A 13,232-nucleotide genomic window follows, 5' to 3' on the forward strand; every position below is an offset into this window, starting at 1 on the left:
GGTTTTCCTTAAACGCCCTGCTTGAGGGAGGCTTCGATGAATGCGTCGAGGTCGCCGTCCAGCACCTTCTGGGTGGCAGAGATTTCGACGTTGGTGCGCAGGTCCTTGATACGGCTGTTGTCCAGCACATAGCTGCGAATCTGGTGGCCCCAGCCGACATCGGTCTTGGTGTCTTCCAGCTTTTGCGCTTCTTCCTGGCGCTTGCGCATCTCAAAGTCGTAGAGCTTGGAGCGCAGGCGCTGCCAGGCGATGTCGCGGTTGCCGTGCTGGCTGCGGCCGTCCTGGCACTGCACTACGATGCCCGTGGGCATGTGCGTCAGGCGCACGGCCGAGTCGGTCTTGTTGATGTGCTGCCCGCCCGCGCCGGATGCGCGGTAAGTGTCGGTGCGCACATCAGCGGGGTTGATGTCGATCTGGATCGAGTCATCAATCTCGGGGTAGACAAACAGGCTGGCAAAGCTGGTGTGGCGCCCGCCCGAGCTGTCGAACGGGCTCTTGCGCACCAGGCGGTGCACGCCGGTTTCGGTGCGCAGCAGGCCGTAGGCGTATTCGCCCTCGATCTTGATCGTGGCGCTCTTGATGCCCGCCACGTCGCCTGGGGTTTCTTCTTCGACCGTGGTCTTGAAACCCTTGCGCTCGGCGTACTTGAGGTACTGGCGCAGCAGCATGCTGGCCCAGTCGCAAGCCTCGGTGCCACCGGCGCCGGCCTGGATGTCGACAAAGCAGTTGAGCGGGTCGGCCTCGTTGCGGAACATGCGCCGGAACTCGAGCTGTTCGATCTCGGGTTTGAGCTTGGCGGTCTCGGCTTCGATGGTCATCAGGCCCGCTTCGTCGCCTTCTTCCTTGCTCATGTCGTAGAGCTCGGTGTTGTCGGCCAGCTCACGCGTGAGTTTGTCGAGCGTGAGCACCACGCCGTCCAGGGATTTCTTTTCTTTGCCCAGCTCCTGGGCTTTTTTGGGATCGTTCCAGACCGAAGGGTCTTCCAGCGATGCGTTTACCGTGCGCAGGCGTTCAAATTTGGCATCGAAGTCAAAGATACCTCCGTAACTCTTGCGTTCGCACGGCCAGGTCGTTGAGGGTGTTGCCAATGAGGTTGATACGTTCTGCGTCCATGGTGTTGTCCTGGGTGTTCTGTAAATAACCCGTGATTTTCTCATGGGACGCGCTCTGTGCCGTCCAATGTCCCTTGGCAGGCCAGCAACCCGTAGCGGCAGCCGTGTCATTGCCTTAAAACAATCAAAAATGATAGCTTATGGCGCTTGCTGCATAAGGGCTAGCAGTCATTTTGATTAAAAGTCGCCCACAAACTGCTCGATCAGTGCCGCCACCGCCTCGGGCTGGTCGTGGTGCAGCATGTGGCCTGCGTCCGGCACCACGGCAATGCGGCAGTTGCGCACATGGGTCAGGCGCTGGTGGTATTCGTCCAGGTTGTATTTGCCTTTCCACCACTGTCCCAGGCTGTCGTCGCCAGCCTCCACGGCCAGCGTGGGCGCGCTGATGGCTTCGTATAGCGCCAACACTTCGTCCAGGCGAAACAGTTGCGCGCTGGTGATCTTGTGCGCCGGGTCGCCCAGAATGTTCCACTGCCCGCTGGCATTGGGCGCGGCCCAGTGCTGTGCCAGCCAGTCGGCCTTGTCCTGCGAAAGGCGCGGGTTGGTCTTCATGAGGCGCTGGGCCACGCCAGCCGCGCTGTCGTACGACTTGAGCGCCATGGCGCCCTGCTGCAGCTGCTTCATCTCGTCCATCCACTGCGCATAACGGGCGGGTGCCTGGCTGGGCTGGGTGGCTGGCATGCCAAAGCCTTCGAGGTTGACAAGGCGGCGGATGCGCTCGGGCCGGGCTCCGGCATAGAACATGACCACGTTGCCGCCCATGCTGTGACCCACCAAGTCCACCGGCGTGCCTGGCGCGTAGTGGTCGAGTAGCTGATCGAGGTCGGCCAGGTATTCGGGGAAGAAGTAGTGATCGGTGGGCACGGGCGGGGCTGTCAGGCCAAAGCCCCGCCAGTCGGGCGCGATGATGCGGCGGCCGCGCAGGAAGTCCTCGCCGAAGGCCTCCACGACGAACTGGTAGGACGCGGCCACGTCCATCCAGCCGTGCACCAGCACCAAGGGTGGCAGGGTCGAGGTCTCGGGCCCCCACAGGCGCACGTGGTAGCTCAGCTGGCGGATGGCAACGAATTCTCTGCGCGAGGTCTGGCGGGTGACATACATGGCAACGATGTTACCCAGCCGCCGCGCAGGCCATGTCAATCGCGGGACAGCGGGCCATGCCGGGCGATGAAGCCATCAACGCGCGGGGGCTGATGCGAATATGTCGGCCAGGCGCTGGCTGACGATGTGTTCCGCCTCGCTCATGATCCGGTCCATCAGCTCCCGTACCGTGGGGATGTCGTGAATCAGGCCCGCCACCATGCCACAGGACCATGCGCCAGCGTCCAGTTCGCCGTTCTGCATCACCTTGGGATAGACGCCGCCCACCTCGGACACGATGTCGGCAAATGTGATGGCGGCGCCCAGCTCGCGCTCCTTTTCCAGCAGCCGCTCGACCCCTTTGTTGACCAGGACCCGCTCCGTGTTGCGCAGCGGCCGCATCACCAGGCGGGTGTCCAGCTCCGTCGCGGCCAGAATGGCCTGCTTGACGTTTTCGTGCACCGGGGCTTCCCGGGTGGCGATGAAGCGGGTGCCCATGTTGATGCCATCTGCGCCCAGGGCCAGCGCGGCCACCAGAGAGCGTGCATCTGCCATGCCTCCCGAGGCGATGAAGGGAATTTTCAGCTCTTCGGCCGCGCGGGGCAGCAAAATGAAATTGGGCACATCGTCCTCGCCCGGATGGCCGCCGCACTCGAAGCCGTCCACACTGACGGCATCGCAGCCAATGTCCTGCGCCTTCAATGCGTGCCGCACGGCGGTGCACTTGTGGATGACCTTGATCCCCGCTTCCTTCAGCAGGGGCATCCACTGCTGCGGATTGTTCCCGGCCGTTTCTACGATTTTCACCCCGCCTTCGATGATGGCGCGGATGTAGCCGGCATAGTCGGGCGGTGTGCGCACGGGCAGGAAGGTCAGGTTGACGCCGAACGGCTTGTCCGTCATCGACCTGCACCGCGCGATCTCGGCTGCGAGCGCGGCGGGGGTGGGCTGGGTCAGCGCCGTGATGATGCCCAGTCCGCCGGCATTGGACACCGCAGACGTCAATTCGGCGAGGCCGACGTAATGCATGCCCCCCTGGATGATGGGGCGTTCAATACCCAAAAGTTCGGTGATACGGGTGCGCATGCGGTTCTCCTAGAGGAATGTGGTGGGGAAAGGCCGGGTGGCGTGGCCGAGCCAAAAAGCACCGATTGTGGTGCTGAATGATGCTGAAGGCATGCCTTGGCGGGGATTCAAAAACTGCAATGCAGAACATCTAACGGTAAAAGCATCCTCAAAGCCGGACACCTGTTCTGCGCAGTGGCATGATCGGTGCCACCAAGGAGGCATATCGTGACATTGGTGGACAAGCCAGCAGGGGAGTCGCCCCGTCGATCGGGCCCGATCAAGGACGACCGTCACTTCGTAACGGCGCTGGCGCGGGGCCTGGAGGTCTTGCACGCGTTCAAGTCGGGCGAGGAGAGGCTTGGAAACCATGAGCTTGCGGAGCGGTGCAGCTTGCCCAAATCCACTATCACGCGGCTGACCTACACGCTGACCAAGCTGGGTTATCTGCACCACATCGCCGAGTCGGGGCGGTACCGGCTGGGCCTGATGGCGCTGACGCTGGGGGGCACGACCCTGTCGCGTCTGGACGTCAAGGAGGTGAGCAATCCCTTTTTGCAGCAGCTCGCCAATGCGACCGACACCATGGTGGCGCTGGCGATCCGCGACGACCTGTCCATGTTCTACATCGAGAACTGCCGCAGCGAGACGGCCATTCTCACGCTGATGCTGGGCATCGGCTCGCACATTCCGCTGGGCACCACGGCCGCCGGTCGTGGCTATCTGGCCGGTGCGCCGGCGGGGGCGCGCCAGACGCTGGAGGCGCGGCTCCAGACCATCGACCCGGTGGGCTGGCCGATGGTCGAACAGGGCATTCGCCAGGCGATGGCCGACCTCGCCGAGTTCGGCTGCGTGCGTTCGTTTGGCGATTGGCGGCGCGAAATCAATGGCATTGCGGTGCCCGTGCGCCTGGGTTCGGGCCTGCCCCTGATGGTGGTGAATGCCGCCGCCGCGGCCTCGTCGATTTCGGCCGAAACGTTCATGGACGAAGTCCGGCCGAGACTGATTGCCACGGTGCGCGGCATCGAGGCCCAGTACCACGCCAAATAGTGACACCGGTCACCGCGCCACGCCAGCGCGGTGAATGGAGTTTGAGGTCTTACTTGCGGCTCAGGCCGAGGGCGTCGAGGATTTCCTTTTCCTGCTTCATGGTGTCCACCGCGAACTGGTGGAAGTCCTTGGAGCTGCGGTATTCGGGTTCCATGTCGTACCGGGCGAGCGCCTTTTTGAATTCCGGCTGCTCCATGGCCTGCTTGAACACGTTGTGCAGCCGGGTCACGACGGCCGGGTCGGTGCCCTTGGGCGCAATCAAGCCCCAGTGCGAGGTCTGGCTCAGCGGAATGCCGACTTCCCTGAGCGTGGGCACGTCCGGAAAGCTGGCCATGCGCTTGGCTCCCCAGGTCACCAGCAGACGCATTTTCCCGTCCTTGACATGCGGCGCCCAGGCAGAGGTTTCGCCTGCAGAATCGATTTGCTGACCCAGCAGCGCCTGCATGGTCTCACCCGTTCCCTTGTAGGGGATGTGGTTCAGCTGGATGCCCGCCATTCTGGAGATCTGTTCCATCGTCAGGTGGTTGGTGGTCGCAACGCCAGGTGTTCCATAGGTCAGCTGACCGGGTTTGGCCTTGGCTGCTGCCAGGTAGTCGGCCCAGGTCTTGATGGGCGAGGACGATGGAACGACCACGCCGAATGCATACCCGGTCAGGCCGATGACATAGGTGAGGTCCTTGGCCGGGTCCCATTTGAGGTCGGTTGTGTACGGCAGGCGGTACACGCCCAATGAGGCGATGCCGAGCGTGTAGCCGTCGTTCGGTGCCGACTGCATGGCCACCGCCGGGAGCGTGCCACCCGCACCGGGCTTGTTTTCGATGATGACGGGCTGCTTGAGCAGCTTGGAGGCCGATTCCGCCAGCACGCGCATGGGCGTGTCGGTGGAGCCGCCCGGCGCAAAACCGATCACGATCTTGATGGGGCGTACCGGCCAGGCGGTGGACTGGTCCTGCGCATGGGCGGCGGGCAGCACGGCCACGGCGGACAGCAGCAGCGCGGCGAGGAATGGGGGGCGGGAACGCATGGGACTTGTCTCCTGATAGGTTGTGGTTGTAGGGGGAATCGGGTGGTGCTCAGCGGCCTGTGGCCTGCACGATGGCTTCTTCCATGTCGCGCAGCCGGTCTTTGCCAAAGTACATCTCCTGGCCGATGAAGAATGTGGGGCTGCCAAAGGCGCCACGCGCATGGGCCTGCTGGGTGTTCGTCAGCAGGCGTTCCTTGACGTCGGGCTCCTGGCTGGTGGCCAGAATGGCCTGGGAATCCAGTCCGGCGGCGTCGAGTTCGGCCGCGATGACCTGCAGGTCTGCCATGTTGCATCCGCGCTCCCACATGCTGGCGTACACCGTGTCCACATAGCGGTCGAAGCAGTGGAGCTTCTGCGCGGCCACGGCACCGCGCATGATGTGCAGCGTGTTGACGGGGAAGTGGGGGTTGCGCTGGAAGGCTGTCAGTCCGTGCTTGTGTATGAAGCGCTGCATCTCCATGCGCTCGTAGGCGAGCTTGTGGGGGATGTGCGCGTAGGCCTCCACCGGCGAGCGGTTGTTGGCGAGCTTGAACAGCCCGCCAAGCAGGATGGGGACGTACTCGAACTGTGCGCCGGTATTTGCTGCCATCTGGGGGATGATCTTGTGGCACAGGTAGGCGTTGGGGCTGCCGAAGTCGAACAAGAACTCGACGGTCGTGGGGGTCATGGTGTCTCCTTCCAATGATCAAAATTGTCGGGGTTGATCGTTGCCGGGTCCGTCACCATGGCTCCATCCAGGGGCGGATTTCGGTTTCATGCGTCCAGGCGTCGCGCGGCTGCATGTGGATCTGCCAGTACAGGTCCGCGATGTGATCCGGGTTGATGATGCCCCCCTGGTCCCTGGTGGCGTAGCGCTCAGGGAAATTGGAGCGGATGAACTCCGTGTCGATGGCGCCATCCACGACCGGATGGGCCACATGGATGCCCTTGGGCCACAGCTCGCGCGCCATGCTCTGCGCCAGCGCCCTGAGCGCGTGCTTGGCGCCGGCGAAGGCCGCGAACCCGTCGCGGCCGCGCAGGCTTGCCGTGGCGCCGGTGAAGATGATGGTTCCCCGGCCCCGTGGCAGCATGACCTTGGCCGCTTCGCGCCCCATCAGGAAACCGCCGAAGCACGCCATCTCCCAGACCTTGAAGTAAACGCGGGCCGTGGTCTCGGTGATGCCAAAGCGCACGTTGGCGCCGATGTTGAAGATGGCGGCTTCGATCGGGGCGATCTCCGCCTCGATTTTCTGCACCACCGCCACCATGTCTTCTTCCTTGCGGGCGTCGCTGCCGAAGCCATGGGCCTCTCCGCCCTCGCTGCGGATCTGCTCCAGCAGCGGAGCGAGCTTGTCTTCGCTGCGGCGCGTCACGCAGGCGACGTAGCCTTCGCGTGCAAATCGCCGTGCGATGGCACCGCCGGTGGCGTCGCCGGCACCGATGATCAGAACAGCCTTTTTGCTTTCCATGGGATCTCCTGGGGTTTCGAGTGGGGGGGGGGCGGTTTCAGGCGTGCGATGCACGGCCTTGCTCTGCCATCTGCTTGAGCACGTTCTTGAGCAGCTTGCCGGTGGGCGCTGCAGGCAATTGCTCCATGATGTGGATCTCTGCGGGCTGCTTGTAGGGCGACAGCTGTCCGCGCAGGTGGTGCCGCAGGGCCTGTTCGTCGATGGGGTGGTGGCTTGGCACCTCGACGTAGGCGATGACCTCCTCGTTGTGGTCCACGGTACGCCCGACGACGGCAGACTGAACCACGCCCGGAAACGCGTTGATCGCCTGCTCGATCTCCAGCGGATAGACGTTGAAGCCGGAGCGGATGATCAGCTCCTTGGTGCGTCCGGCGATGTGCAGTGCACCGTCATCGCCCTGGCGTGCCATGTCGCCGGTATTGAACCAGCCTTCATGGTTGATCACCTGGCGCGTGAGTTCGTCCTGGCGGTAGTAGCCTTTCATCACATTGGGCCCCCGCACCCACAGTTCGCCGACATCGCCTGGCGGCACGTCGACGCCCCGGGTATCCACGATCCGTGTCTCTATCCCGGGAATCGGCAAACCTACCGCGCAGTCGGTACGTGGTGCCTCGGGTCGCACCTGGGCGATGGTCGGGCCGGTTTCGGTCAGGCCGTAGCCGTTGAGCAGCGGCAATTGAAGCCGCGTCTCCACCCCTGCCTTCAGCGCCGGAGTGAGGGGCGATCCGGCAACGCTGATCACGCGCAGCGTTGGCGCCTGCAGCAGGTGCCCAGGGTCACGCAGCCAGTCGAGCAGGCGGGCATACATCGCGGGCACGCCGGTAAATGACGTGACACCCTGGCGCAGTGCCGCTGCAAGGCGTTCCGGCGAGAAACGGGGTTCGAGCACTACCGAGGCGCCGGCGGCCAGACTGCCCAGCAACTGGGTTGACAGACCCACGACATGCGCCATGGGCAGGACGCCATAGATCACATCGCCCGGCCCGACGCGCCGCAGGTTCGTGCCTGCCACGAAGGTGAGATTGGCGTGTGTGAGCATGACCCCCTTGGGGGCGCCCGAGGTGCCGGAGGTATAGATCAACGCGGCCACCTGTTCGGCGGCGGCGGCATGGCAGGGCTCCGGGGCGGCGGCCTGGTTCAGCGGCCCCAGATGCAGCGGGCCCATGCCAGTCCACTGGCATACCTGTGCGCCGTGGCGCTGGGCATGCTGCAGCGCGTCGGGCGATACATGGGTGGTGTAGATGACGCGCCGTGGCATGGCGTGCGCGATGATGCCGTCGATCTCGCGCGGGCTCAGGCGGCCGTTGACGATGCACACCCAGGCGTCCAGGCGGCTGAGTGCAAAGGCGATCACGCCCGCCGCAGCGCAGTTTTCACCGACGATCAGCACCCGGTCGCCAGCGCGCACGCCCCAGTTGCCCAGCTGCGTGGCAGCGTCCATGCTGGCCTGCTGTAATTGGGCGAAGGTGTAGGCATGGTGCGCATCGGTCAGCGCACTCTGGTGCGGCTGGCGCGCGGCCCAGGGGTCCAGCAAGGCATGGAACCGGGTCGGCCCGGCAGAGGTGGATGTATGCATGAAAACCCGGGGGGCTGGTGAACGATGCGGGCCAGTCTATTGCGATATCCAGTCTTTTGCGCCCGCAAAACACGGTCTGAGCGCAAACGAAAACTGCAGTGCAGTTCAAGCGCGGTGCGCAGGGGCTCACCCTACGCGGGGGGCACGGTCCTCGTAAACTCATGCCCTTGCTTATTTACGGGAGCCTGCATGAAAACCATCCAGCTCGGTCAGTCCGGCCTGCATGTCACCCCCATCTGCCTGGGCACCATGACTTTTGGCGAGCAGGTGGGCGAGGCCGATTCCCATGCCATTCTGGATCGCTCTCTGGAGCGCGGGGTCAATTTCATCGACACGGCCGAGATGTATGCCGTGCCGGCCCGGGCGCCCACCTTTGGCGCCACCGAAACCATCATCGGCAACTGGTTTGCCAAGCACCCTGGGGCGCGCCAGAAGCTGGTGCTGGCCAGCAAGGTGGCCGGCCCCTCGCGCGGCATGCCGTGGATTCGCGAAGGCAAAGGCATGACGGCCGCAGACATCGTCGCCTCGTGCGAGGGCAGCCTTCGCCGCCTGCAGACCGATGTGATCGACCTCTACCAGATCCACTGGCCCGAGCGCCATGTGCCGGCCTTTGGCACCAAATACTACGACCCGGCCAAGGAAACCACGCAGACGCCCATCCACGAGCAGCTGCAGGCGCTGGCCGGGCTGGTCCAGGCGGGCAAGGTGCGCCACATTGGGTTGTCCAACGAAACGCCCTACGGTGTGCACGAGTTCGTGCGCCTGGCCGAACAGCATGGCCTGCCGCGCGTGGCCACGGTGCAGAACCCCTATTGCCTGATCAACCGCAGCTACGACAACGCGCTGGACGAGACCTGCCACCGTCTGAACGTGTCGCTGCTGGCGTATTCGCCGCTGGGCTTTGGCCTGTTGACGGGCAAGTACGACGCCAGCGGTATTGAAGGGCCCGGCACGCCCCAGGGTGCCCGCATTGCCAGCTATGAATCGGTACGCAAACAACGCTGGGGCCGCCCTGAGGCGCTGGCCGCCGCGCGTCGCTACAACCAGCTGGCGCGCGAGCACGGCCTGACGCCCACGCAACTGGCACTGGCCTTTTGCTACAACAACTGGCGCGTGGCCAGCACCATCATTGGCGTGACCTCGCTGGCGCAGCTGGACGAAGACCTGAGCGCCTGGGGCACCACGCTTTCGCCAGAATTGCTGGCGGCCATCGACCAGATTCGCTGGCAGGTGGGTGATCCTGCAATTTAAGATGAAATCGGCCTCTAGTGCTTACAGATAAAGCGCAAGCAGCTATTATTTTTGATTCAATTATGGCCAAAAAGGACGGCAAGGGCGTGCACGTAAGCGAGACCCCCGCCACGCAACTGCTCAAGAGCCACCAGGTGGAATTCACCGAGCACCCCTATGACTATGTGGAGCACGGCGGCACCGCGCACAGCGCGGTCAGCCTGGGGCTTCCTGAGCACACAGTCGTCAAGACGCTGGTGATGCAGGACCAGGATGCCAAGCCGCTCATCGTGCTGATGCACGGCGACTGCAAGGTTTCCACCAAGAACCTGGCGCGGCAGATCGGCGCCAAATCGGTCGAGCCGTGCAAGCCCGAGGTAGCCAACCGCCACAGCGGCTATCTGGTGGGGGGCACATCGCCGTTTGGCACGCGCAAGACCATGCCGGTGTACATCGAAGCATCGGTGCTGGAGCTGCCGCGCATTGCCATCAATGGCGGGCGGCGCGGTTTTCTGGTGCAGATCGACCCGCAGGTGTGCGTTCAGTTGCTGGGTGCCACGCCGGTGCACTGCGCGCTGGCAGAATAGGCCGCCCCGGCGCAGTGCGCTGCGTTGTTGTTACCCCAAGGAGCTGATTTGAACGCCGTTTACCCCGTCCTGGCCACTGTGGCTGCCTACCTGCTGGGCTCGCTGTCGTTTGCCGTCATCGTGACGCGCCTGATGGGGCTCAACGACCCGCGCACCTATGGCAGCAAGAACCCCGGCGCCACCAATGTGCTGCGCTCAGGGTCCAAGGCCGCCGCCATCGTCACCCTGCTGCTGGACGCGGTGAAAGGGTGGTTGCCCGTGGTGCTGGTGCGCTGGTTTGGCAAGCCCTATGGCATGGAAGACGGCACCATCGCGCTGGTGGGGCTGGCAGCTTTTCTGGGGCACCTGTGGCCCGTGTTCTTTCGCTTTGAAGGCGGCAAGGGCGTGGCCACTGCTTTAGGGGTGCTGCTGGGCATCAGCGGCTGGCTGGGGCTGGCCACGGCGTTCACCTGGGTCATCGTGGCCTTTTTCTTCCGGTATTCGTCACTGGCCTCACTGGTGGCTGCGGTGTTTGCGCCGGTGTATTACCTGCTGGTGAGCGGCGTGGTCTGGTATGCCGAGGCCAGCATTGCCGTGGCCATCGGGGTGATGTCTATGCTGCTGGCCTGGCGCCACAAGGAGAACATCGGGCGCCTGATCGAGGGCAAGGAATCCCGCCTGGGCCGGTCCAAGGCAGCCCCTGCGCCCAAACAACACAAGCCCTAGCGCACCACGGCGCCCGGTTTTTCGGGCGCGCGTTTGCGCTGACTGGTTCTGCCCCTGGTGGGGTGCTTACAGGGCTCCGGGCACGGTCACTAGGCCCATCAGCCCCGAGTTGTGCGGGGCCGCTGCATACACCCCCAGCCGCACCATGGTGCGGTGGTTGAGTGCCACCGCCACGGCGGAGCGGGCCAGTGCTGACTGGATGCGCGGCTTGTTCGTCATGCCGGTCTGGTAGATGCCCGGCCGCGCGTGGTGCGCCCCGGCACGGTCGAGCAGGCTGGCCACCAGGGGCTGGTTGGCCTTTTCACCCCGGCGCAGCACGATGGCCGTATCGCCATTGTCCAGGCGCACAAAGGTGCCTGGCGGGCACAGCCCCACCGAGCGCACCAGCGTGTAGCTCACCTCGTCGCGCTGGTCGACTTCATGGCCCACGATGGCGCGCACCGAATCGGTGGCGCTGCGGCCAGCGCGCGACTTGCGAGGGCTGATCATGGCGGCGTAGCGGTCGATGGTGCCCAGGATGCGGGTGAGCCGGTCGTGCGGCTCCTGGCTGGCTAGCGGCACACGGTCGGAAATGCTGGCGTGGTGCTGGCCCACCACGTCCAGCCAGAGGTTGTCGGTGATGAACAGGCGTTCGAGCAGTGCCTGGCTCTCCTGGGGATGATTGCGAATTGCATCCTGCTGTGCTGCCGTGGGTTTTTCCCGCTGGCCGGCCAGCACGTCCTGCAACGCCGTCATGGCTATGTTCATGGTGAGGGCGGCGCGCACCAGGCTGTCGCGCTCGCGGGGAGGCAGCTGTAGCTCTTGCGCCATGATGTGGCACAGGGTGCCGCACACCAGCGCGTGCGATTCGCTGTAGCCCACCGAGGAAGTGGAGGCCAGCTGGAACATCAGGTACAGCGCGGCGTCGATGTCGTGGGCCACCAGGTCTTGCAGCCAGCGGTCGATCTGGCGCACCTTGGCCGGAAAATCCTGCACCCGCAGCGGCGCCGAGAGCACGACGGACAGCGCCGATTCCAGATCGGACCACAGGCTCAGAAGGTCTTCATATTCGCCATCGTGGCGCTGGTTTCCGGGAGGAAGTCGGGCAGCCATGGGCAGTAGGTCAGTGGCGCTTTTCCAGCACCATCTGGTCGTTGGTGCGGGTCATCTGGAACTCGGTCAGAAAGCTGTTGCCCAGCAGCACGAAGGGCATGGACTGGGGCGTGACGATGGCTTCCACGCCAAACACCTCGACATCACCGATGCGCACCGAATCGAGTTTCATGCGCCAGCCCTGGGCAACGCCGTTGGCGGTGCTCATGCGCACGGGCTGGCCGCTCAGGTACTTGAGGCCCATGCGTTCCGCATCGGGGCGCCCGATGGCCACGGTAGAGGCGCCCGTGTCCACCATGTATTGCATGACGCTGCCGTTGATGGTGCCGCTGTTGATGAAATGCCCCCGGCTGTCGGCGGTCAACACCACACGCTTGCCGCCGCTCTTGTTGCCCACGCTCACCGGGGCCTCGCCAAGATGCAGGGTGCGCCGGGCACCCGAGATTTCGACCATGGCCTCGTCCTTGCCAACGGCGACCACCTTCACTCCCTGATGGGACTCACCGGCCCCCACACCCTTGGGCGCACCGTTGTTGACGATGAGCAGCGCCTTGGTGCCCAGAATGCCGCCCAGGGCCACCGATTGAGCGCGCGCAAACAGCGGCGCCAGCAGCGCGGCGGCCAGCAGCGCAGCGGCGGGGTGAAAAAGGTGCTTTTTCATGGTGAATGGCGGAGCCCCAGGGTGCAGTGGGTGTGCGGCGAAACGGGGGCAGGCCCTGTGTTCAGTCGCGAAAATTGTCGAAGGACAGGGGCACGTCGTTGATCTCCTTGCGGATCAGCGCCATGGCCGCCTGCAGGTCGTCGCGCTTGGCGCCCGTCACACGCACCTTGTCCTCCTGGATGGCGGCTTGCACCTTGAGTTTGCTCTCTTTCATGAGCTTTTGCAGTTTCTTGGCCAGCTCGCTCTCGATGCCGTTGCGCACCTTGATGACCTGCTTGACCTTGTCGCCGCCCATTTTCTGCACGTCGCCCATGTCGAGAAAGCGCACGTCCACATTGCGCTTGGTGAGCTTGTTGCGCAGCACGTCCTCGATCTGGGTGAGCTGGAACTCGGCGTCGCCCACCATGGTGATTTCCTTGTCCTTGATTTCAATGCTGGCAGAGGTGCCCTTGAAATCAAAGCGGGTGGTGATTTCCTTGACGGTGTTTTCCACCGCATTCTTCACTTCAACGAGGTTGGCTTCACAGATGGTGTCAAAAGAGGGCATGGCGGTTCTCAATCTCAGGGGAAACGGGAGCAATTCACACAAGGCCGAAAGGGCC

14 protein-coding genes are annotated in these 13,232 nt (G+C 64.1%); 4 read left to right on the forward strand and 10 right to left on the reverse strand.

What is annotated here, in order from left to right; all coding sequences use genetic code 11:
• Window positions 1-8: 8 nt before the first annotated feature.
• From prfB to K226_RS0110470, 3 genes are all read right to left on the reverse strand, one after another.
• Window positions 9-1,113 (reverse strand): peptide chain release factor 2 gene (gene prfB / locus K226_RS0110460; RefSeq protein ID WP_111864371.1). Its coding sequence is split into 2 segments (ribosomal slippage): window positions 9-1,031 and window positions 1,033-1,113, totalling 1,104 coding nucleotides; the frame shifts between segments, so codons are not numbered across the junction.
• 176 nt (window positions 1,114-1,289) lie between these two features.
• Entirely contained in the window at window positions 1,290-2,213 is a 924-nt protein-coding gene (locus tag K226_RS0110465) for an alpha/beta fold hydrolase (protein WP_024814760.1), read from the reverse strand.
• A 75-nt stretch (window positions 2,214-2,288) separates the two neighbouring features.
• Window positions 2,289-3,278: a nitronate monooxygenase family protein gene (locus K226_RS0110470; RefSeq protein WP_024814761.1), complete on the reverse strand. Its 990-nt coding sequence runs from the start codon at window positions 3,276-3,278 to the stop codon at window positions 2,289-2,291.
• Between the two features lie 207 nt (window positions 3,279-3,485).
• Between K226_RS0110470 and K226_RS0110475 the strand changes: the two genes are divergently transcribed.
• The gene (locus K226_RS0110475) at window positions 3,486-4,307 is read left to right on the forward strand and encodes an IclR family transcriptional regulator (protein WP_051463471.1); all 822 of its coding nucleotides are present in this window, start codon (window positions 3,486-3,488) and stop codon (window positions 4,305-4,307) included.
• A gap of 49 nt (window positions 4,308-4,356) precedes the next feature.
• Here K226_RS0110475 and K226_RS0110480 read toward each other — a convergent pair whose 3' ends face one another.
• From K226_RS0110480 to K226_RS0110495, 4 genes are read right to left on the reverse strand one after another with little or no spacing between them, the layout of a single operon-like run.
• Window positions 4,357-5,331: a tripartite tricarboxylate transporter substrate binding protein gene (locus K226_RS0110480; RefSeq protein ID WP_024814763.1), complete on the reverse strand. Its 975-nt coding sequence runs from the start codon at window positions 5,329-5,331 to the stop codon at window positions 4,357-4,359.
• Between the two features lie 49 nt (window positions 5,332-5,380).
• The gene (locus K226_RS0110485; RefSeq protein ID WP_024814764.1) at window positions 5,381-5,998 is read right to left on the reverse strand and encodes a 2-hydroxychromene-2-carboxylate isomerase; all 618 of its coding nucleotides are present in this window, start codon (window positions 5,996-5,998) and stop codon (window positions 5,381-5,383) included.
• A 52-nt stretch (window positions 5,999-6,050) separates the two neighbouring features.
• Window positions 6,051-6,779 carry an SDR family oxidoreductase gene (locus K226_RS0110490; protein ID WP_024814765.1) on the reverse strand — a complete coding sequence of 243 codons (729 nt, stop codon included), beginning with the start codon at window positions 6,777-6,779 and terminating at the stop codon, window positions 6,051-6,053.
• 37 nt (window positions 6,780-6,816) lie between these two features.
• Window positions 6,817-8,355, reverse strand: coding sequence for a class I adenylate-forming enzyme family protein (locus K226_RS0110495; protein ID WP_035240999.1), 1,539 nt, complete (start codon window positions 8,353-8,355; stop codon window positions 6,817-6,819).
• Between the two features lie 189 nt (window positions 8,356-8,544).
• Between K226_RS0110495 and K226_RS0110500 the strand changes: the two genes are divergently transcribed.
• The 3 genes from K226_RS0110500 (at window position 8,545) to plsY (ending at window position 10,877) form a co-directional block, all read left to right on the forward strand.
• Complete coding sequence (locus K226_RS0110500; RefSeq protein WP_024814767.1) at window positions 8,545-9,606, forward strand: aldo/keto reductase; 1,062 nt, start codon at window positions 8,545-8,547, stop codon at window positions 9,604-9,606.
• Window positions 9,607-9,668: 62 nt separating this feature from the next.
• The gene (locus K226_RS0110505; RefSeq protein ID WP_024814768.1) at window positions 9,669-10,172 is read left to right on the forward strand and encodes an aminoacyl-tRNA deacylase; all 504 of its coding nucleotides are present in this window, start codon (window positions 9,669-9,671) and stop codon (window positions 10,170-10,172) included.
• Window positions 10,173-10,220: 48 nt separating this feature from the next.
• Window positions 10,221-10,877, forward strand: coding sequence for a glycerol-3-phosphate 1-O-acyltransferase PlsY (plsY, locus tag K226_RS0110510; protein WP_024814769.1), 657 nt, complete (start codon window positions 10,221-10,223; stop codon window positions 10,875-10,877).
• A 66-nt stretch (window positions 10,878-10,943) separates the two neighbouring features.
• Here the strand turns inward: plsY and K226_RS0110515 are convergent, their stop codons facing one another.
• The 3 genes from K226_RS0110515 to K226_RS0110525 form a co-directional block, all read right to left on the reverse strand.
• Window positions 10,944-11,969, reverse strand: coding sequence for an HD-GYP domain-containing protein (locus K226_RS0110515; protein ID WP_024814770.1), 1,026 nt, complete (start codon window positions 11,967-11,969; stop codon window positions 10,944-10,946).
• A 10-nt stretch (window positions 11,970-11,979) separates the two neighbouring features.
• A complete protein-coding gene (locus tag K226_RS0110520) occupies window positions 11,980-12,630 on the reverse strand; it encodes a TIGR02281 family clan AA aspartic protease (RefSeq protein ID WP_024814771.1) in 651 nt (216 codons plus the stop codon).
• A 61-nt stretch (window positions 12,631-12,691) separates the two neighbouring features.
• On the reverse strand, window positions 12,692-13,177 hold the full coding sequence (locus K226_RS0110525) for a YajQ family cyclic di-GMP-binding protein (RefSeq protein ID WP_024814772.1): 486 nt from the start codon (window positions 13,175-13,177) through the stop codon (window positions 12,692-12,694).
• Between the last annotated feature and the right edge of the window lie 55 nt (window positions 13,178-13,232).

It is taken from the genome of Acidovorax sp. JHL-3 (assembly GCF_000526295.1).
Taxonomy (GTDB): domain Bacteria; phylum Pseudomonadota; class Gammaproteobacteria; order Burkholderiales; family Burkholderiaceae_C; genus Acidovorax; species Acidovorax defluvii.

Coding starts and splice junctions, on each gene's coding strand:
- K226_RS0110485 (WP_024814764.1), bottom strand. CDS start 5,998: ATGACCCCCACGACCGTCGAGTTCTTGTTCGACTTCGGCAGCCCCAAC.
- K226_RS0110490 (WP_024814765.1), bottom strand. CDS start 6,779: ATGGAAAGCAAAAAGGCTGTTCTGATCATCGGTGCCGGCGACGCCACC.
- K226_RS0110470 (WP_024814761.1), bottom strand. CDS start 3,278: ATGCGCACCCGTATCACCGAACTTTTGGGTATTGAACGCCCCATCATC.
- K226_RS0110525 (WP_024814772.1), bottom strand. CDS start 13,177: ATGCCCTCTTTTGACACCATCTGTGAAGCCAACCTCGTTGAAGTGAAG.
- K226_RS0110520 (WP_024814771.1), bottom strand. CDS start 12,630: ATGAAAAAGCACCTTTTTCACCCCGCCGCTGCGCTGCTGGCCGCCGCG.
- K226_RS0110515 (WP_024814770.1), bottom strand. CDS start 11,969: ATGGCTGCCCGACTTCCTCCCGGAAACCAGCGCCACGATGGCGAATAT.
- K226_RS0110500 (WP_024814767.1), top strand. CDS start 8,545: ATGAAAACCATCCAGCTCGGTCAGTCCGGCCTGCATGTCACCCCCATC.
- K226_RS0110505 (WP_024814768.1), top strand. CDS start 9,669: ATGGCCAAAAAGGACGGCAAGGGCGTGCACGTAAGCGAGACCCCCGCC.
- K226_RS0110495 (WP_035240999.1), bottom strand. CDS start 8,355: ATGCATACATCCACCTCTGCCGGGCCGACCCGGTTCCATGCCTTGCTG.
- K226_RS0110465 (WP_024814760.1), bottom strand. CDS start 2,213: ATGTATGTCACCCGCCAGACCTCGCGCAGAGAATTCGTTGCCATCCGC.
- K226_RS0110480 (WP_024814763.1), bottom strand. CDS start 5,331: ATGCGTTCCCGCCCCCCATTCCTCGCCGCGCTGCTGCTGTCCGCCGTG.